Raw genomic sequence first — 17,629 nt, 5'->3', positions numbered from 1 at the left:
CGCTGCCCGGCGGCGCCCGACATTCCCCTTTTTCCTTCACACGGACGCGCGCTCCCGGGCGCGCGGATACACGACATGAAAACGCTGCGTCTCCTGACGGCTCTTGCGCTGGGCGGTGGCCTGGTCCTGGCCGGTTACTACTGGCATTCGAACGGTGCGGGCTGGCTCGCCGAGGCCGACATGACGTCGGCTGCGGCTGCCGCGGAGCGAACGCCGCTCTACTACCGCGATCCAAGTGGTGCACCGCTCTGGTCTGCGGGTCCGAAGAAGGACGACCGCGCGCGGGACTATCTGCCGGTCTACGACGACGATGGAGCGGCCGTCGCGCCGGCGCTGCCGAAGGCGCAGGCGGCTTCGCCGCGAAAAATCCTTTACTACCGCAATCCCATGGGGCTGCCCGATACGTCGACCGTCCCAAAGAAGGATCCGATGGGGATGGACTATGTCGCCGTTTACGAAGGCGACGACACCGACGACGGCACCGTGAAGCTGTCGCCCGGCAAGATCCAGCGCGCGGGCGTGAAGTCCGAGCCCGTCGCGCGGCGCTCGATCCGGGTCTCGGTGAAGGCGCCCGGCACGATCCAGCTCGATGAACGCCGCGTGTCGGTGATCGCGATGCGCGCCGAAAGCTTCGTGCAGAAGGTTGCCGACGTGACCACCGGCACGCGCGTGAAGGCCGGCCAGCCGCTGATGGAAATCTACAGTTCGGCCGTGGCGTCCGCGGCTGCGGAATATCTCGCGACGATCACCTCCAAGACGGTCGGCGGTGTCGAGATGTACGGTCGCGGCTCGCGACAGCGGCTGGTCAATCTCGACGTTCCCGAGTCCGTCATCGCGGAGATGGACAAGACGCACACCGCGCCCGTCGCCATACGCTGGTCTGCGCCGCGCGACGGGGTCGTGCTCGAACGCAACGCGATCGAAGGTATGCGGGCCAATCCCGGCGACGTGCTGTTCCGGATCGCGGACACCTCGGTCGTCTGGGCGCTGGTCGACGTGGCCGAGCGCGATCTCGGCAACATCGCGGTGGGGCAGTCAGTCGCGGTGCGCGCGCGCAGTTTCCACGGCCGAAGCTTCACCGGGACAATCGCCGTCGTTTATCCGCAGGTGAACCGCGACACGCGAACCGTTCGCATCAGGATCGAGCTTGCCAATCCGGACGCGGTGCTGCTGCCCGACATGTACGTCGATGCCGACATCGACACGGCCGATGCCACGCCCGTCCTGGCGATACAGGACAGCGCGGTGCTCGACACCGGCAGCCGGCAGGCCGTCCTCGTCGACAAGGGGGAAGGGCGCTTCGAGCCGCGGGAAGTCAAGCTCGGCCGTCGCGGCGGCGGTTATGTCGAGGTGCGCCAGGGTCTCTCGGACGGCGAGGAGGTGGTGACCTCCGCCAACTTCCTGATCGATGCGGAAAGCAACCTGAAGGCGGCGCTGAAGGGGTTTGGTGAGGCGGCGTCCCAGGCCACCGACGCCGGCCCTGGCAATGCAACGGGAGATCAAAAATGATCGCCCGCGTCATCGCCTGGTCGGCGCGCAATCTGCTGCTCGTGCTATTCGGGACCGGCTTCGCGGCCGCCGCCGGCCTCTATGCCCTGGTTCACCTTCCGCTGGATGCGATTCCGGATCTCTCGGACACGCAGGTCATCGTCTATACCGAGTATCCCGGCCAGGCGCCGCAGGTGATCGAGGATCAGGTCACCTATCCGCTGACGACGGCGATGCTCACCGTGCCGAAATCGAAAGTCGTCCGCGGCTTCTCGTTCTTCGGCGTCTCCTTCGTCTATGTGATCTTCGAGGACGGCACCGACATCTATTGGGCGCGGTCGCGCGTCATGGAATTCCTGAACGGCGCGGCGTCCAGGCTTCCCGCCGGCGTCACCCCGACCATCGGGCCCGACGCGACCGGCGTCGGCTGGGTCTACCAATACGCCGTCGTATCGAAGGAATTGAACCTGGCGGACACGCGCACGATCCAGGACTGGAATCTGAAGTTCGCGCTGGCCAAGGCCGAAGGCGTCGCCGAGGTCGCCAGCGTTGGCGGCTTCGTCAAGCAGTACAACGTGGTCCTCGACCCGCAGCGGATGCGCGACCGCGGCATCAGCATGCAAAAAATACGTGAGGCGATCCGCGCCAGCAACGCCGACGTCGGCGGCCGCACCGTCGAGCTTTCCGAGTTCGAATACGTCATCCGCGGCAAGGGCTACATCAAGAGCATCAACGATCTCGGCAACATCGTGCTGAAGACGAGCAACGGCACCCCGGTGCTGCTGCGGGACGTCGCCAACGTCGAGCTCGGGCCCGACGAGCGGCGGGGCATCGCCGAATTGAACGGCGAGGGCGAGGTCGCAAGCGGCATCGTGCTGCAGCGGTTCGGCGTCAACGCCCTCGACGTGATCGAAAACGTCAAGAAGCGCTTCAGGGAGATCGCGAGCAGCCTGCCGAAATCGGTCGAGATCGTGCCGGTCTACGACCGGTCGAACCTGATCTATGCGGCCATCGATACCCTCAAGCATACCCTGTTCGAGGAGAGCATCGTCGTCGGGCTCGTCTGCATCGTGTTTCTCCTGCATGTCCGCAGCGCACTCGTCGCGATCCTGATGTTGCCGGTCGGCGTGTTGATGGCGTTTGGCGCCATGAAGCTGCTCGGGCTCGGATCGAACATCATGAGCCTCGGCGGCATCGCGATTGCGATCGGCGCCATGGTGGACGCCGCCATCGTCATGATCGAGAACGCACACAAGCACCTCGAACGGGCGAGGCCCGATCAGTCGCGCGTGCAGGTCCTGATCGACGCGGCATCCGAGGTCGGCCCCGCGCTCTTCTTCAGCCTGTTGATCATCACTGTGTCGTTCATGCCGATCTTCACGCTGGAATCGCAGGAGGGCCGATTGTTCAGCCCGCTGGCGTTCACGAAGACCTTCTCCATGGCCGCCGCGGCCTTGCTGTCCGTCACCCTGGTGCCGGCGCTGATGGTGATCTTCGTCCGCGGCAGGATCGTCCCGGAGAGCAGGAACGTCATCAATCGCGCCCTGATCTGGGTCTACCGTCCCGTGATCAAGGCGGTTCTGCGCGCCAAGACGCTGGTCATCCTGGCTTCGCTCGTCGTGCTTGCGGTGACGATCTGGCCGGCGCGCCAGCTCGGCACCGAGTTCATGCCGGCGCTGAATGAGGGGACGCTGCTCTACATGCCAACGACGCTGCCCGGCATTTCGGTCACCAAGGCGGCCGAGCTGATGCAGATGCAGGACCGCATCATCAAGTCGTTCCCGGAGGTCGCTTCGGTCTACGGCAAGGCGGGACGAGCCGCCACTGCCACCGATCCCGCTCCGACCGAGATGTTTGAGACGGTCGTCAACCTGAAGCCTAGGGAGCAGTGGCGTTCCGGCGTGACCGTCGACAGTCTCATCGCCGAGATGGACAAGGCGTTGCAGTTTCCGGGCGTCTCCAATGCCTGGACCATGCCGATCAAGGCGCGCATCGACATGCTCTCCACCGGAATCCGCACGCCGGTCGGCGTCAAGGTCATGGGCACGGACCTGGTCGAGATCGACCGGCTCGCGAAGCAGATCGAACGCGTCATCAAGACCGTGCCCGGCACGTCGTCGGCCTACGCCGAGCGCGGCATCGGCGGCTATTATCTCGAGATCGTTCCCGACCGTGAGGCGCTCGCCCGTTACGGCATCCTGATCCAGGACGTCCAGGACACCATCGCGGCTGCGCTCGGCGGTCAGACGGTCACGACGACCGTGGAGGGCCGGCGCCGGTTCACGGTGAACATGCGCTATCCGCGTGACCTCAGAGACAACCCCAAGGCCATCGCCAGCGACATCCTGGTGCCGATGCCGTCGGGCGGCGCCGTGCCGCTCGGCGAGGTGGCGAAGGTCGAACCCGCGCGCGGGCCGACGTCGATCCGAACGGAGAACGGCCAGCTTGCGACCTACATCTATGTCGATATCCGGGATCGCGACATCGGAAGCTACGTCACTGATGCGCAACGCGCCGTGACGGAGAGCGTCCGGTTTCCCGCCGGCACCTACGTCGTGTGGAGCGGCCAGTACGAATATCTGCAGCGCGCCGCGGCCCGGCTGAAGATCGTGGTGCCCGTGACGCTCACGATCATCTTCCTGCTGCTGTACCTGAACTTCCGGGCGATGACCGAGACGCTGATCGTGATGCTGTCGCTGCCGTTCGCGCTGGTCGGCGGCATCTGGATGATGTGGTGGCTCGGCTTCAACCTGTCCGTTGCCGTCGCGGTCGGCTTCATCGCGCTCGCAGGCGTCGCCGCCGAGACGGGTGTCGTCATGCTGATCTACCTCGATCATGCGCTGGCCGAGGTGAAGTCCAGGTGCAGCGCCGAGGCGAGGCCACTGACGCGCCGGGATCTCCACGACGCCATCATGGTGGGCGCGGTCGAGCGCGTGCGGCCCAAGATGATGACGGTGGTTGCCATCATGGCCGGTCTGCTGCCGATCATGTGGAGCACCGGGGCCGGATCGGAGATCATGCAGCGCATTGCGGTGCCGATGATCGGCGGCATGACGTCATCGACACTGCTGACGCTGGTCGTGATCCCCGCAATTTTCGGCTTGGTGAAGGGACGGGGGCTTCCATCGGGCGAACGATCGGCTCCTGCGGATGAATGGACCGGGCGCGTTTCGCAAGCCGCCGAATAGGCCGGGCAGCGGAGCTTGCCCGGCACCGGCAGATGAGACCGCAGGAACGATGGTTACCCAGATGGGTTGATCGCTGTGTTCAACCACCCAGAGCATATTGAATGCAGTTTTGTCCCAGTCGGCTGCTCGTCCTCTGGAGCTTGCCGATCGCCATGTCTCTCAGTGGCTGCGACGCAAGGCCCGAGTGCGATTCGCCTGAGACACGGAAGGCCGTGCTCGATATCGTTTCGGACGATCATCGCAATCCGCTGGTCGAATTCGCCGCCAGGACCTCGACTGCAAAAGCGAGCCTGGAAAACAACAAGCCGCTCTACCTTCTCGGGCGAGAAGATCGTGACGACCTCGTCCAGCAACGGCAAGCGGACCCTGCAATGCAGCGGCGCGATATCAGTCACCGTAGGCGATGTGAAGGCCTCGAAAGAGGTCGAGTTTGCCGTGCAAAAATCGGCCGACGGCAAACTCTCTGTGTCGGTCACGCCCTTTCAGTTTTAAGGCGTCGCGCGGGTTTGCAGGCTTACTGCCGCGCTGCGCCACTGGCTCCCGGAATTTGTCCGCCGAACTTCGACAAGCCGGTACCGCTGAGGCTTGTCGGGCCACCGGCCGTTCCGTTCGGGTCGGTCCTCGCCGCCGTCCGGCCGGGGCCGTGCATCATGTTCATCGAATTGAACCAGCCGTGATGGTGGTGGCGTTTGGCGCTGTGGGCCGAGGCATAGCTCGTCGAGCAAGCCAGCAAGATCGCTAAAGTCAGGGTTGTTGTTTTCATCGGCGTTTCCTCCAGTTGAGGAAACTGCGCGGGCAGGCGACTGTTCCTTGGTGAGTGCAGCACCGCTTCGCGATAGAATCTGCGATGTCGGTTGTCCACACCCACGACACGCAGTGTCAAATTGCGGATCGGACCCACTAGCCATCGATAATTTGCCAACGCTGTCGGGCACAGCTTTGGTGACGGCATGGGCACCAAATCGCGGGAAGTCATCTGGAGCGGCCGGATCATGGGGGCGGAGATTTCCGCCAGGCACGCCCGCGAAGAAGCCAGGAAGGCCGTCCGTGAAGCCGATCGGGCCGAGGCCGAAGCCTGGTCGGTCCGCATGGAAGGCTACGGTGGCCCCTCGCAGCCGTCCCCGACGATCGCTCAATGTCTCAACGGCGGCATGGGCTGGCTCGAGGTCGAATGCAACAGGTGCAAGGCGCGTGCGAGCCTGCCGCTCGATGCGATCCGCCGTCCGCGCGATACGCCGATCTGGAAGCTGGAAGCGTCGCTCAAGTGCCGGTCATGCCGAAAGGGGCGTTCCGCACCGCCCGTCCACATGATCAAGCTGACCGCGACGCAAAGCATCACGCCGTACAAATGGGTGCATCCGACTGAGGATCGCTAGGGCACGATCCGGACCCGATTGGAGTCGCCGAAGGCAAGTTGCCGTGCAATCGACGTCGTTCCATCCGATCGGCGAAATCTCGTGACGTGCCTCCGATGACTTCTGCATTCCCGGACATGAGCAGATTGACAGTTCGGCCATCTGGGCTTTAATTCGCCGCTACGGGGATGTGCGATCTCCCCGTGAGGCGACATGCCAAAGTATCGCGTCCTTAACCACCAAGGGCGCAACATGTCAGCATCATACATTTCTTCCGACAGATTATCTGGACTGATCGGCACGGCGAATGCGCCGGCGCTTATCGATGCACGCATTGACGGGGACGTCTCAGCCGATTCCCGGCTGTGGGGCGCTCGCGCCGAAGCTGCTTCAAGACTTGGGAGCACATCAATGAGAAGCACACTCTTCGCGTTCATCGGTCTCGGCGCCAGCCTCCTTGGCTCGGTCTCGGCGGCTCGAGCGCAGAACGTCGACTGGCAGAAGGTTGACGAGACGCTGGGCCGCAAGCCCGCCGTCTCGGATGACGTCCACCGCTACGGCTTTCCCCGCAGTGATCTCTCCGTGACGTTGGACGGCGTGACGATCAAGCCGGCGCTGGCGCTCGGCGGCTGGGTCGCGTTCAAACCTGCACACGGCGGCGCCATGGTCATGGGCGACCTCGTGCTGCTCGAAACCGAGATCAATCCCGTGATGGCGAAGATGATCGCGAACGGCCTCGAGATCACCGCCATCCACAATCATCTGCTGCGCGCGAGTCCGGCGACGTTCTACATGCATGTTGCCGGGCACGGGGACCCGGTCAAGCTCGCCTCTGCGATCCACGATGCACTTGCCGAAAGCAAGACTCCGTTGACTGTCGCAGCGCCGGCGAGCCCGCCGCCGGCCGTGGACCTCGACACCGCGAAGCTCGACCAGATCATCGGCGTCAAAGGCCAGGCCAACGGAGGCGTCTACCAATTCAACGTGAAGCGACGTGATCCAATCACGCAGGACGGCATGGCATTGACCCCCGTCGCTCCAATGGGCGTTGCGATCGGAATCAACTTCCAGCCGACCGGGGGCGGGAAGGCGGCCATCACGGGCGACTTCGTCCTGACGGGTGACGAGGTCAACCCTGTCATTCTGGCGCTGCGCACGCACGGCATCGAGGTGACCGCGCTGCACAGCCACATGCTGGATGAGCAGCCGCGACTTTTCTTCATGCACTTCTGGGCGAACGACGACGCCGTCAAGCTCGCCGAAGGCTTGCGCGCGGCCCTGGACAAGACTGCCAGCACGAAGAGTTGAGCCAAAGATTGCGGGGACCCGCGACCTCCCCATCAGATGGATATCCATCCAAGTGCTCGCCTGCATTGTTCTTGGGGAGACGACCCATGGATGGACCTGTCTTCGCTCTCTTCGCACTTGCCGCGCTCGCCGGCGGCTTCGTCAGCGGCTTTTCCGGATTCGCCATGGGCCTCGTGGTGTCGGGCGTATGGCTGCACATCATCACGCCGATGCAGACCGCTACCTTGATCGCAGGCTACGGCTTGCTCACGCAGGGCTACGGCATCTTCAAGCTGCGACATCTCCTCGACCTTCGGAAGGCCTGGCCGCTCGCGCTCGGAACCGTCATCGGCATCCCGATCGGCGTCAGCATTCTCGCTTACCTGAACCCCAGCTACCTCCGATTCGGTGTGGGGCTCCTGCTGGTGCTCTACGCAGTCTATGGCCTGACGAAGCCCGTATTCGCTCCGGTGAAGATCGGAGTCGGGGCCGATATCGCCATTGGCGTCTCCAACGGCTTGCTTGGCGGCCTGACGGGGCTCGGCGGCGTGATCTCGACGATTTCCTGCCAATGGCGCGGCTGGCCCAAGGACGTGCAGCGCGCGGTGTTTCAGCCAGTGCTGTTCGTGGCGTTCGTTGTCATCTCGAGCTCTCAGGCCGTAGCCGGCACCATTACGAAGGAAACGCTGACGCTGTACGCATCAGGCATTCCCTTCATGGTCGCGGGCCTTTGGTCCGGCTTCAAACTCTTCGGCAAGATCAACGACGAGACCTTCCGCAACACGGTGCTGGCTCTCTTGCTGCTCGCGGGATTGTCACTGGTGGCGTCAGTGGTGCAACTCGCCCTCCGATAATGCCGGTCGACCGGCCCGAAGAGCGTTGGGGACGGTGAGTTGCGCTATCGCGCTTCGACCACCTCGCCATCCTCCTTTACGAACCTGCCGACCGGATTGTCGAGGAGATCGGCGACGGCCTCGGAAGGGCGGCACAAGCGCGTGCCCTTCGAGGTCACGACGATCGGGCGGTTGATGAGAATGGGATGCGCGAGCATCTGATCGATCAACTGGTCGTCCGTCCATTTGGGATCGGCGAGGCCCAGCTCCTTGTACGGCGTGCCTTTCTCGCGCAGCAATGCGCGAACCGGAATGCCCATCGCAGCGATCAGTTGCTTGAGCGTTTCGCGCGACGGCGGGGTCTCGAGATATTCGATGACAGTGGGCTCCGCGCCGCTCTGCCGGATCATCGCCAGCGTGTTGCGCGAGGTGCCGCAGTCGGGGTTGTGGTAGATCGTCACGCTCATCGGGTGGTCTCCGCAATTTGTACGGGGCCGCGGGCCCTGGAGTGCCCGAGCAGCCAGTTCATCAACAGCATGCCGGCGAATGCTCCGCAGAGCTCCGCAAGAATGAATCCGGGCAGGTCGGTCGGACGAATGCCGGAGAACGTGTTTGTCAGCGACCGCGCGATGGCCACCGCCGGATTTGCAAACGACGTGGAGGCCGTGAACCAGTAGGCTGCCGTGATGTAGAGGCCCACCAGCCAGGGAACCGCGGTCCGCTGAAATCGGATGCCGGCCAGGATCGTCGCGACCAGACCGAAGGCGGCGACCGCTTCGGCGAACCATTGCGGCCCTCCCGTTCGAACCTTCGTCGAGAAATCGAGCAGGGGAAGTCCGAACATCAGATGCGCGGCCATCGTTCCCGCGATGCCACCGGCGATCTGCGCGACCACGTAGAGCACGGCCTCGTTTGCCGGAAGCTCGCGCTTGCCGGCGAAGACGAGGGTCACAGCGGGATTGAAATGCGCGCCGGAGATCGGACCGAGCACGGTGATCAGGACGACCAGAATGGCTCCGGTCGGCAAGGTATTGCACAGAAGCGCAAGGGCGACATCCTTGGTCAGGGTCTCGGCCATGATGCCGGAGCCGACGACGGTGGCGACGAGAATCCCGGTGCCGAGCGCTTCGGCCGCGAGGCGTCGCGAGAGGTCGAAATTGTCCATCAGCCGGCCTTCGGCGTTGAATGTGTGGCGCCCCCGGAGCGTCCGATCTCCTTGCGAAGGATCGACTCGGCGAGGATCGAGCGCGCCGAATTGCCGGTGCACAGGAACAAAACATTGTACATCTGGTCAGGCACGGCTTCGCTCCTTTCGCTTTGGCGAGCAGCAGGCTTGAAGGCTCTCGACGACCGGTTCGCAGATCTCCGGCCGGCCGCCGCAGCAATCCCGAAGCAGGAAAACCGCAACGTCCCTGAACTCCGCAAGGTTGGCGCGATAGACGATTGAACGGCTGTGTCGCTCGGAGGTCACCAGACGCGCGCGAGTCAGAATCGACAGATGAGCCGAAAGCGTATTCGCCGGGACTTCCAGCAGGCGTGCGAGGTCGCCGGCCGCAAGGCCGTCGGGCTCGTGTCGGACCAGCGTCCGGAACGCCTCCAGACGGGTCGATTGTGACAGGGCGGCGAGCGCGAGGACTGCTTCTTCTGTTTCCATATATCCAGATTTATAGAAATGATGATGAAGCGTCAATTGAATTTCCGAACTGGGCGCGTCTAGAATGCGTCGTGGCTTGCGATCGAGGAAAGCCGGCAATGCAAACGCAATCGATAATCACGTGTCCGGTCTGTCATCACGCGTCAGCCGAAACCATGCCGACTGACGCCTGTCAGTTCTTCTACGATTGCAAGGGATGCGGCACCCGGCTCAAGCCGACGAGCGGCGATTGCTGCGTCTTCTGTTCGTACGGATCGGTTCCTTGTCCGCCGATCCAGCAAAACGGAAAGTGCTGCTGAAGCCGCTCTCGTCGGGGAGGGGTCTCTCCTATATTTCCAATATTCTAGAAATACGGTTGACGACGAGGGCCGATCGGCGCATCTTATGGTCATGAAGATCGACGAGGCAGCAGCACGCTTGGAAGCCCTGGGTAACCGGACGCGGCTTCAGATCTACAGGGCCCTGGTCCGCGCTGGACGATCGGGCATGCCCGTCGGCCGCTTGCAGGACAAGCTGAAGATCCCGGCATCGACGCTGTCTCATCACATCAAGTCTCTGGTTGCGGTCGGGCTGATTAGTCAGGTCCGCGAATCCACGACGCTCGTCTGCCACGCGAACTACGACGGGATGCGGGGCCTGGTGGATTTCCTGGTGTCGGAGTGCTGTGCCGACGAAACCGAGTGCAAGGATGCCAAGACGGCGGCCTGACTTTTTTGGCCGACTTATTCGATGATTCTAGAAAGATGGGATAAGCCGAATGAGTGAGAAGACGGTAGCCATCATCGGGGCAGGACCCGTCGGTCTCGCTGCGGCAGCCCACGTGCTCGAACGAGGCATGTCCGCCATTGTGCTGGAGGCCGGACCCGAAGCCGGACACGCGGTCCGCCAGTGGCAGCAGGTCCAGCTGTTCTCGCCGTGGGAGTACAATGTCGACAAGGCCGCCGCGCGGATGCTTGCGCCGACGGGATGGAATTCGCCGGACCCGCAATCCTATCCGACCGGCGGCGAACTGCTCGATCGATACCTGACGCCGCTCGCGACGCGCACGCCGCTGCGCGAGGTGATCCGGACCGCCAGCCGCGTCTCGGCCATCAGCCGCGTCGGCTTCGACAAGGCAAAGACCAAGGGCAGAGAGCAGGCGCCTTTTGAAATCCGCTATCAGAACGGCAAGGGGCCCGAGGTTCTGCGTGCAGATGCTGTGATCGATACCTCAGGCACATGGTTCTCCCCCAATCCGGCCGGACGCAACGGCCTGCCGGCGATCGGCGAACATGAATGTGCTGGCCGAGTTGCCTACGGCATGCCGGATGTGTGGGGTGCCAGCCGTTCCAAATATGCCGGGAAGACTGTTGCGGTGCTCGGCGCGGGCCATTCAGCGGTGGGCACGCTGATCAATCTTGTGCATCTCGCCGACGAAGTGCCGGGCACGCAGCCGGTCTGGCTGTTGCGCGGCGCCGATCCCGCGAAGGCTTTTGGCGGCGGCCGCAACGATAAACTCGCCGCACGTGGCGAACTCGGCAGCGCCTTCGCCGCGCTTGTTGCCTCCGGAAAGATCAGGGTCGAGACCGAATTCGGCGTCACGCACCTCTTGGACTCCGAGGGTCGCCTCAAGATCGCGGCAGGGGCCTGTTGCGGTGGGCGAAGCGTGGTCGTGGACGAACTGATCGTATCGACGGGTTTCCGTCCAGACTTCTCCTTTCTGTCTGAACTGCGTTTGCGGCTCGATCCCGCCATCGAGGCACCGGTCGCTCTCGCACCGCTGATCGATCCCAACGAGCATAGCTGCGGCACGGTGCGTCCACACGGTGCGCGCGAGCTCGCGCATGATGAGCCGGGCTTCTACATGGCGGGCATGAAGTCGTATGGCCGTGCGCCGACGTTCCTGATGATGACGGGTTATGAGCAGGTTCGCTCGATTGCGGCCGACCTCGCCGGCGACAAGGAGGCGGCGGCGAGGGTGGAGCTTGTGCTGCCGGAGACCGGCGTCTGCACGCGTGGTGGTGTCGAGGCAGCCGGAGCTGCATCGGGATGTTGCGGCGGCAGTGCGAAGGAGGATTTGTCCACCTGCTGTGCCGCCGACGAAACGGCGAAGAAGGCCGGTGCTTCGGGGTGCGGTTGTTCATGACGCAACTTCCTGCGGGCCAAGCCCGAGGTCCGCTCGCCATCGTGCTCGCGCTCGGCACCGCGCAAACGGTTGCATGGGCGTCGAGCTATTATCTCCCGGCCATCCTGGCCGCGCCGATTGCGCGCGATCTCGGTCTCGCGCCGACTTACGTGTTCGGCGCGCTGTCGGGAGCGCTCGTCATCTCTGGCCTGCTCGGCCCGCGCGTGGGGCATGCGATCGATACGTTTGGCGGACGCAGCCTGCTTGCCATTTCGAACCTCGTGCTTGTGGCGGGCCTGCTCCTGCTGTCCGTGGCCCATGGCGTGGCGGTGCTGATTGCGGCCTGGGCGTTGCTCGGGATCGGCATGGGCATGGGCCTCTATGAAGCGGCCTTCGCGACGCTTGCGCGCATCTACGGTACCCATGCACGGCGAACCATCGCCGGCATCACGCTGATCGCCGGTTTCGCCAGCACGCTCGGCTGGCCCCTCACGACCTGGCTCGCGTCGGAGTACGGCTGGCGCGTCGCCTGCCAGGTATGGGCGGCGATCCATATCGCTGTTGCGTTGCCGCTCAATCTCTCGCTGCCGCGCGCCGTTCCGTTGGACCAGCAGGCTCGACCGGGGCCGGGTGCAATCCAGCAATCCGGACGCCAGAGCGAGACCTTCGCGATGGTGCTGCTGGCTTACATGTTCGCGGCAGCAAGCTTCGTCAGTTCGGGAATCTCGGCCATTCTCCCGACCATGCTGGTTGCGTTTGGCGCGACACCCGCTCAGGCCTTGCTCGCGGGAGCGTTGGTTGGGCCTGCGCAAGTCGGCGCGCGCCTTCTGGAGGCAGGATGGCTCGCCCGGTTTCACCCGCTGCTCTCGGCGAGGCTGGCCATGCTGATGAATCCGATCGGTGTCGTTGCGCTGGTGGTAGGCGGCCCCTTGCTCGCGTCGACTTTCACGGTGTTGTACGGAGCGGGCAACGGCATCATCACCATTGCCCGTGATACACTTCCATTGGCGCTGTTTGGGCCGGCCGGATTCGGCAAGCGCGTCGGCGTGATCTCGCTGCCTTCTAGACTGACGGGTGCCGCCGCGCCGCTCGCACTGGGGCTGATGGTGGAGCACATCGGCAGCAGTGCGCTGTGGATCAGCGCGCTCGTCTCGGTCTCGGCCTTCTTCGCGCTCTTGCTGCTTCGCACGGAGCAGGCAACATCAACGCCGCTTCAGGTGGGAGAACAAAATTCGTAAGCTCGGCGGCCGGTCTCTGATTGCGGTGATGTGCATAGGGCAGGTCGGCAACCTGCTGCCGCATGTGACCTTGTCCGCAAATCTGGCGCAGCATTTGATGCCGGAGTGGGGGCCTCTCCGCCGCCGAAGGCGGCCTGATGGCGAGCGGTTACGCGTTCGGTTACATGCTCGCGGTACCCGTGCTGACGACGTTGACCGACCGGATCGACGCGCGGATTGTCCTGCTCTGGGGCTCGATCGTCAGCGGGCTCGCGACCGCAGCGTTCGGAATCTTCGCGCAAGGGTTCTGGTCGGCGACCGCGATCTGGTCCCTTGCAGGGCTTGGATTTGCCGGCGCCTACATGCCGGGCCTGAAGGCGCTGACGGACCGGCTTCCCGCCGGCGACACCTCGCGCGCCGTTACGTTGTACACTTCGAGCTTCTCGGTCGGCGTTGGTCTCTCGTTCCTGGTGGCGCAACTGATCGCCGACCGCTGGGGGTGGCGCACCGCCTTCCTCGTCACCGGCTTTGGTCCCGTCGCCATGGTCATCGCGTGCCCTCTGATGCGGGAGCAGCGGCCCGCGCCGAAGGCGGGGCGTCTGCTCAACTTCGCACCCGTCTTCGCCAACCGCGAGGCGCTCGGTTACATCCTCGGCTACGGCGCGCACTGCTTCGAGCTTTACGGCATCCGCACCTGGCTCGTCGGATTCTGGACCTTCGTCGTTGCGCACCAGGGCGCGCCGTCCTGGTTGAGTCCCGTCGTGCTGAGCTTCTGCTTCGCGGTGATCTCGATGCCCGCAAGCATCCTCGGCAACGAGGCCGCGCTGAAATTCGGCCGCCATCGCGCGATCACGATCGTCATGATCGCATCGGCCTGCGTCGCACTTATCATCGGGCTCAACGCGACGGCGCCGGCATGGGTGCTCGCACTGCTACTGCTCGCCTATGGCCTGACCGTGCCCGCCGATTCAGGTGCGTTGACTGCCGGCATGTCTGCCGCGGCGACTTCCGAATATCGTGGTGCAACTCTGGCTCTGCACTCGACGGTCGGCTTCGGTCTGTCGGCGGTTGGAGCCTGGGGAACCGGCGCCGCGCTCGACGCGGCCGGCGGCCCGCAGAGCGCGACCGGCTGGCTGCTGGCGTTCATCGTTCTTGCGGCGGGAATCGCGTTGGGGCCGTTCGCGCTGCTGTGGGCGCGGGCGGCTCACCCGGAGAAGCGGCGACCGTGAGCGCGCGAGGGAAGTGCCAACTTTACTCGGCGGCGTGGTCGTGGACGAGGGCCGGCGGCGCATTGCTGCGTTTTGTCGGCGTGCGCGGTACGGCGAAGCGAGCGTACAGCGCCGGCAGCACGACCAGCGTGAGCAGTGTCGCGGTCAGCAGGCCGCCGATCACGACGGTCGCCAGCGGCTTCTGAACCTCGGCGCCAGTACCGGTCGCAAGCGCCATCGGGACGAAGCCGAGCGAGGCCACGAGCGCAGTCATCGCGACGGGACGAAATCGCGTCAACGCGCCTTCGCCAATGGCGGTCTTCGGCTCGACGCCTTCGGCGATCAGCTTGCGGATTTGCGTCAGCATGACGAGCCCGTTGAGAACGGCGACGCCAGAAAGCGCGATGAAGCCGACGGCCGCGGAGATCGAGAACGGCATGCCGCGCAGCCACAGTGCCGCGATCCCTCCGGTGAGCGCGAGCGGCACGGCACTGAAGACGAGCAGAGCATCACGCACCGAGCCAAGTGCGCCGAATAGCAGCAGATAGATCAGGGCGAACACCCCGGGCACCACGAACACCAGCCGTTGCCGGGCGACCGCGAAATTCTCGAACTGGCCGCCCCAGGCGAGATAGCTGCCGGCCGGCAGCTTCACCTGATCGACGACTTTCGCCTGTGCTTCCGACACCAGCGAGCCGATGTCGCGGCCGCGGACCTCGGCTGTTGCGACGACACGCCGTTTGCCGTTCTCTCGGCTGATCTGGTTGTAGCCGGTGGTCTGCTCGAACGAGGCGATCGTCCGCAGCGGGATCGAGGCGGCCGGCGCGTCGGGATTGGCGTGGGGAAGGGGAATCGGCAGTTCTTCCAAGGTTGGAATGTCGTTCCGCAATGGATCGGCAAGGCGCACCACGATCTTGAAGCGGCGGTCGCCCTCGAACACCAGACCGGCATCCGTGCCGCCGATGGCGGTCTGCATCAGATCCTGCACGGCCGCCAGGCTGAGGCCGCGCCGCGCGATCTCCGCCTTGTCGATCTTGATCTCGAGGAAGGGCAGACCCGAGGTTTCCTCGACCTTGACGTTCTCGGCGCCGTCGATCTTGCGGACCACATCGGCGATCTGGCCCGCGGTCCGTTGCATCTGGACGAAGTCGTCGCCGAAAACCTTGACGGCCAGGTCCTCGCGGACGCCCGCAATCAGCTCGTTGAACCGCATCTCGATCGGCTGCGAAAATCCCACCTTGTTGCCCGGCAGCTTTCCGGCCTCGGCCTCGATCTTCTTGATCAGGTCATCCTTCGACATGGCGGGATCGGGCCATTCGTCCTGGGACTTGACGATGATGTAGGTGTCCGATGCGTTTGGCGGCATAGGATCGGCGGCGAGATCGGGCGTGCCGGTGCGCGAGAACACAAAGGCGACCTCGGGAAACTTGCTGATCTGCCGCTCGATGAGGAGCTGCATGGCCTGCGATTGCGCAAGCGCAGTGCTTGGGATGCGCTTCACTTCCATGACGATGTTCTTTTCGTCCAGGGTCGGTGTGAACTCCTGACCGAGCCGCATGAACAACAGCGCGGCGCCGACGAAGAGCAGGGCCGCGGCGGCAACGACGGGCAGTGGCCTCGCGATCGCACCCGAAAGCAGGGGTGCATACCAGCGCTTGAGCGTCCGGACGAGGATGTTCTCGCGCTCGTTGACCTTGCCGGTGATCGCGATCGCCACGGCGGCCGGCACGAAAGTCAGCGAGATGACGAAGGCGACGGCCAGCGCGATCATCACCGTCAAGGCCATGGGCTCGAAGGTCTTGCCCTCGACTCCGGTGAAGGCGAGCAACGGCGTGTAGACCAGGATGATGATGATCTGGCCGTAGACCGATGGGCGGATCATCTCCGATGTCGAGACCTTCACGGTGTCGAGGCGCTCGTCCAGAGACAACGCGCGGCCAAGCTCCCTCTGGCGCTCGGCGAGATGACGCAGGCTGTTCTCGGCGATGATGACGGCGCCGTCGACGATCAGGCCGAAGTCGAGCGCACCGAGGCTCATCAGGTTGGCGCTGATGCGCCCTTGCAGCATCCCCGTTGCGGTGATGAGCATGGTGATGGGAATGACGCAGGCGGTAACGAGCGCGGCGCGGAAGTTGCCGAGCAGCAGGAACAGCACGGCGATGACGAGCAGCGCGCCCTCGGCCAAATTCTTGGCAACGGTGTGGATCGTCGCATCCACGAGTTGCGTCCGGTTGAGGACGGTACGGGCAAAAATGCCCGGCGGCAGGGTCTTGCTGATGTCCTTGATCTTGGCGTCGGCCGCCGCGGCCACGGTCCGGCTGTTGCCGCCGATCAGCATCAAGGCGGTGCCGAGCACGACCTCGCGCCCGTTGACACTTGCACTGCCGGTTCGCAATTCCTTTCCGATCGAGACCTCGCCAAGGTCCCTGATGCGAACGGGAACGCCGCCGCGCGTCGTCACGACGATCTGCTCGATGTCTTCCAGATTTTCGACGCGGCCGGCGGCCCGCACGACGAGGCCTTCGCCGTTCTGCTCGATGTAGTTCGCCCCGCGGCTGGTGTTGTTGGCCTCGATGGCATCGACGACCTGCTTGAAGGACAGCCCATAACCGACCAGCCTTGCGGGGTCCGGCTGCACCTGGAACTGCTTGACGAAGCCGCCGATCGCGTCCGCACCGGCGACGCCGGGAACGGTCTTCATCTGTGGCCGGACGATCCAGTCCTGCACCGTGCGCAGGTAAACGGTGCGCTGGAAATCGTCGGTCAGCCGCTCACCCTCCGGTGTGAGATAGCTGCCGTCGCTCTGCCATCCCGGTCGTCCGTCGCGAACCGGCGCGGACGCGCCGGGCTTCTCGTACTCGACGGCCCACCAGTAGATCTCGCCGAGGCCGGTCGAAACCGGTCCCATCCGGACATCGACGCCAGGCGGCAGGCTGGCCTTGGCCTCGTTGAGACGCTCCGCGACCAGCTGGCGCGCGAAGTAGATATTGGTGCGGTCGGCGAACACGGCGGTGATCTGCGCAAAACCGTTGCGCGAGAATGAGCGCGTCGACTCCAGCCCCGGCATGCCGGCGAGCGCCGTTTCGAGCGCAACGGTCACCTGCTTCTCGATCTCGACGGGCGTCAGCGCCGGCGCGGCCGCGTTGATCTGGACCTGGATATTGGTGACATCCGGTACGGCGTCGATGGGGAGCCTGGTCAGAGACCAGAATCCGGAGGCCGCCGCGACGAGCGTCACCAGCAGGACCAGCCAACGCCGACGGACGGAGAATTCGACGATCCGTTCGATCATCGC

The 17,629-nt window shown here is 64.4% G+C and carries 15 protein-coding genes and 2 pseudogenes; 11 read left to right on the top strand and 6 right to left on the bottom strand.

All coding sequences use genetic code 11. From position 1 onward, the window contains the following. Positions 1-75: 75 nt before the first annotated feature. From OWC48_RS04355 to OWC48_RS04345, 3 genes are all read left to right on the top strand, one after another. A complete protein-coding gene (locus tag OWC48_RS04355) occupies positions 76-1,509 on the top strand; it encodes an efflux RND transporter periplasmic adaptor subunit (protein WP_282518835.1) in 1,434 nt (477 codons plus the stop codon). Beyond that, on the top strand, positions 1,506-4,676 hold the full coding sequence (locus tag OWC48_RS04350) for an efflux RND transporter permease subunit (protein WP_282518834.1): 3,171 nt from the start codon (positions 1,506-1,508) through the stop codon (positions 4,674-4,676). The genes OWC48_RS04355 and OWC48_RS04350 overlap by 4 nt, the downstream gene beginning before the upstream one ends. A 333-nt stretch (positions 4,677-5,009) precedes the next feature. After that, on the top strand, positions 5,010-5,168 hold the full coding sequence (locus OWC48_RS04345) for a hypothetical protein (RefSeq protein ID WP_282518833.1): 159 nt from the start codon (positions 5,010-5,012) through the stop codon (positions 5,166-5,168). Between the two features lie 22 nt (positions 5,169-5,190). On the opposite strand, the gene OWC48_RS04340 is transcribed toward OWC48_RS04345, so the two are convergent. Beyond that, entirely contained in the window at positions 5,191-5,439 is a 249-nt protein-coding gene (locus tag OWC48_RS04340; protein WP_282518832.1) for a hypothetical protein, read from the bottom strand. Positions 5,440-5,626: 187 nt separating this feature from the next. Here OWC48_RS04340 and OWC48_RS04335 point away from each other — a divergent pair, with 187 nt between their 5' ends. The 3 genes from OWC48_RS04335 to OWC48_RS04325 all read left to right on the top strand — a co-directional run bounded on the left by OWC48_RS04335 (position 5,627) and on the right by OWC48_RS04325 (position 8,172). Then, positions 5,627-6,052 carry a hypothetical protein gene (locus OWC48_RS04335; protein WP_282518831.1) on the top strand — a complete coding sequence of 142 codons (426 nt, stop codon included), beginning with the start codon at positions 5,627-5,629 and terminating at the stop codon, positions 6,050-6,052. 390 nt (positions 6,053-6,442) lie between these two features. Further along, a complete protein-coding gene (locus tag OWC48_RS04330) occupies positions 6,443-7,339 on the top strand; it encodes a DUF1259 domain-containing protein (RefSeq protein WP_282518830.1) in 897 nt (298 codons plus the stop codon). An 86-nt stretch (positions 7,340-7,425) separates the two neighbouring features. Then, the gene (locus OWC48_RS04325) at positions 7,426-8,172 is read left to right on the top strand and encodes a sulfite exporter TauE/SafE family protein (RefSeq protein ID WP_282518829.1); all 747 of its coding nucleotides are present in this window, start codon (positions 7,426-7,428) and stop codon (positions 8,170-8,172) included. Between the two features lie 44 nt (positions 8,173-8,216). Here the strand turns inward: OWC48_RS04325 and arsC are convergent, their stop codons facing one another. The 4 genes and pseudogenes from arsC to OWC48_RS04305 form a co-directional block, all read right to left on the bottom strand. After that, a complete protein-coding gene (gene arsC / locus OWC48_RS04320; RefSeq protein ID WP_282518828.1) occupies positions 8,217-8,618 on the bottom strand; it encodes an arsenate reductase (glutaredoxin) in 402 nt (133 codons plus the stop codon). After that, positions 8,615-9,316, bottom strand: coding sequence for an MIP/aquaporin family protein (locus OWC48_RS04315; RefSeq protein ID WP_282518827.1), 702 nt, complete (start codon positions 9,314-9,316; stop codon positions 8,615-8,617). Before OWC48_RS04315 ends, arsC begins: the two co-directional genes overlap by 4 nt. 47 nt (positions 9,317-9,363) lie before the next feature. Next, positions 9,364-9,450 (bottom strand): annotated as a pseudogene (locus OWC48_RS04310) (arsenate reductase ArsC); the annotation flags it as partial. Continuing rightward, positions 9,443-9,805 carry a helix-turn-helix transcriptional regulator gene (locus tag OWC48_RS04305; RefSeq protein WP_282518970.1) on the bottom strand — a complete coding sequence of 121 codons (363 nt, stop codon included), beginning with the start codon at positions 9,803-9,805 and terminating at the stop codon, positions 9,443-9,445. The pseudogene OWC48_RS04310 and the gene OWC48_RS04305, both read right to left, overlap by 8 nt. Before the next feature lie 98 nt (positions 9,806-9,903). Here OWC48_RS04305 and OWC48_RS04300 point away from each other — a divergent pair, with 98 nt between their 5' ends. The 5 genes and pseudogenes from OWC48_RS04300 to OWC48_RS04280 all read left to right on the top strand — a co-directional run bounded on the left by OWC48_RS04300 (position 9,904) and on the right by OWC48_RS04280 (position 14,355). Further along, positions 9,904-10,104 carry a GDCCVxC domain-containing (seleno)protein gene (locus OWC48_RS04300; RefSeq protein ID WP_282518826.1) on the top strand — a complete coding sequence of 67 codons (201 nt, stop codon included), beginning with the start codon at positions 9,904-9,906 and terminating at the stop codon, positions 10,102-10,104. Between the two features lie 91 nt (positions 10,105-10,195). Beyond that, the gene (locus OWC48_RS04295) at positions 10,196-10,513 is read left to right on the top strand and encodes a helix-turn-helix transcriptional regulator (protein ID WP_282518969.1); all 318 of its coding nucleotides are present in this window, start codon (positions 10,196-10,198) and stop codon (positions 10,511-10,513) included. Positions 10,514-10,562: 49 nt separating this feature from the next. Then, complete coding sequence (locus OWC48_RS04290) at positions 10,563-11,930, top strand: NAD(P)-binding domain-containing protein (RefSeq protein ID WP_282518825.1); 1,368 nt, start codon at positions 10,563-10,565, stop codon at positions 11,928-11,930. Then, positions 11,927-13,147 carry an MFS transporter gene (locus OWC48_RS04285; protein ID WP_282518968.1) on the top strand — a complete coding sequence of 407 codons (1,221 nt, stop codon included), beginning with the start codon at positions 11,927-11,929 and terminating at the stop codon, positions 13,145-13,147. The genes OWC48_RS04290 and OWC48_RS04285 overlap by 4 nt, the downstream gene beginning before the upstream one ends. Before the next feature lie 28 nt (positions 13,148-13,175). Beyond that, a pseudogene (locus tag OWC48_RS04280) lies at positions 13,176-14,355 on the top strand (MFS transporter). A 22-nt stretch (positions 14,356-14,377) separates the two neighbouring features. On the opposite strand, the gene OWC48_RS04275 reads toward OWC48_RS04280, so the two are convergent. Next, a complete protein-coding gene (locus OWC48_RS04275) occupies positions 14,378-17,626 on the bottom strand; it encodes an efflux RND transporter permease subunit (RefSeq protein ID WP_282518824.1) in 3,249 nt (1,082 codons plus the stop codon). Positions 17,627-17,629 lie beyond the last annotated feature (3 nt).

Origin of the sequence: Bradyrhizobium sp. Arg816, assembly GCF_029989365.1 — a bacterium.
In the GTDB taxonomy this organism is placed as follows: Bacteria; Pseudomonadota; Alphaproteobacteria; order Rhizobiales; family Xanthobacteraceae; genus Bradyrhizobium.
Note: the sequence above shows the minus strand (reverse complement) of the source record. Positions and strands in the feature narration are given on the sequence as shown.

What these genes read in the sequence shown, in the direction of transcription:
- OWC48_RS04355 (WP_282518835.1), top strand. Translation starts at nt 76, where the DNA reads ATGAAAACGCTGCGTCTCCTGACGGCTCTTGCGCTGGGCGGTGGCCTG.
- OWC48_RS04350 (WP_282518834.1), top strand. Translation starts at nt 1,506, where the DNA reads ATGATCGCCCGCGTCATCGCCTGGTCGGCGCGCAATCTGCTGCTCGTG.
- OWC48_RS04340 (WP_282518832.1), bottom strand. Translation starts at nt 5,439, where the DNA reads ATGAAAACAACAACCCTGACTTTAGCGATCTTGCTGGCTTGCTCGACG.
- OWC48_RS04335 (WP_282518831.1), top strand. Translation starts at nt 5,627, where the DNA reads ATGGGCACCAAATCGCGGGAAGTCATCTGGAGCGGCCGGATCATGGGG.
- OWC48_RS04330 (WP_282518830.1), top strand. Translation starts at nt 6,443, where the DNA reads ATGAGAAGCACACTCTTCGCGTTCATCGGTCTCGGCGCCAGCCTCCTT.
- OWC48_RS04325 (WP_282518829.1), top strand. Translation starts at nt 7,426, where the DNA reads ATGGATGGACCTGTCTTCGCTCTCTTCGCACTTGCCGCGCTCGCCGGC.
- arsC (WP_282518828.1), bottom strand. Translation starts at nt 8,618, where the DNA reads ATGAGCGTGACGATCTACCACAACCCCGACTGCGGCACCTCGCGCAAC.
- OWC48_RS04315 (WP_282518827.1), bottom strand. Translation starts at nt 9,316, where the DNA reads ATGGACAATTTCGACCTCTCGCGACGCCTCGCGGCCGAAGCGCTCGGC.
- OWC48_RS04305 (WP_282518970.1), bottom strand. Translation starts at nt 9,805, where the DNA reads ATGGAAACAGAAGAAGCAGTCCTCGCGCTCGCCGCCCTGTCACAATCG.
- OWC48_RS04300 (WP_282518826.1), top strand. Translation starts at nt 9,904, where the DNA reads ATGCAAACGCAATCGATAATCACGTGTCCGGTCTGTCATCACGCGTCA.
- OWC48_RS04295 (WP_282518969.1), top strand. Translation starts at nt 10,196, where the DNA reads ATGAAGATCGACGAGGCAGCAGCACGCTTGGAAGCCCTGGGTAACCGG.
- OWC48_RS04290 (WP_282518825.1), top strand. Translation starts at nt 10,563, where the DNA reads ATGAGTGAGAAGACGGTAGCCATCATCGGGGCAGGACCCGTCGGTCTC.
- OWC48_RS04285 (WP_282518968.1), top strand. Translation starts at nt 11,927, where the DNA reads ATGACGCAACTTCCTGCGGGCCAAGCCCGAGGTCCGCTCGCCATCGTG.
- OWC48_RS04275 (WP_282518824.1), bottom strand. Translation starts at nt 17,626, where the DNA reads ATGATCGAACGGATCGTCGAATTCTCCGTCCGTCGGCGTTGGCTGGTC.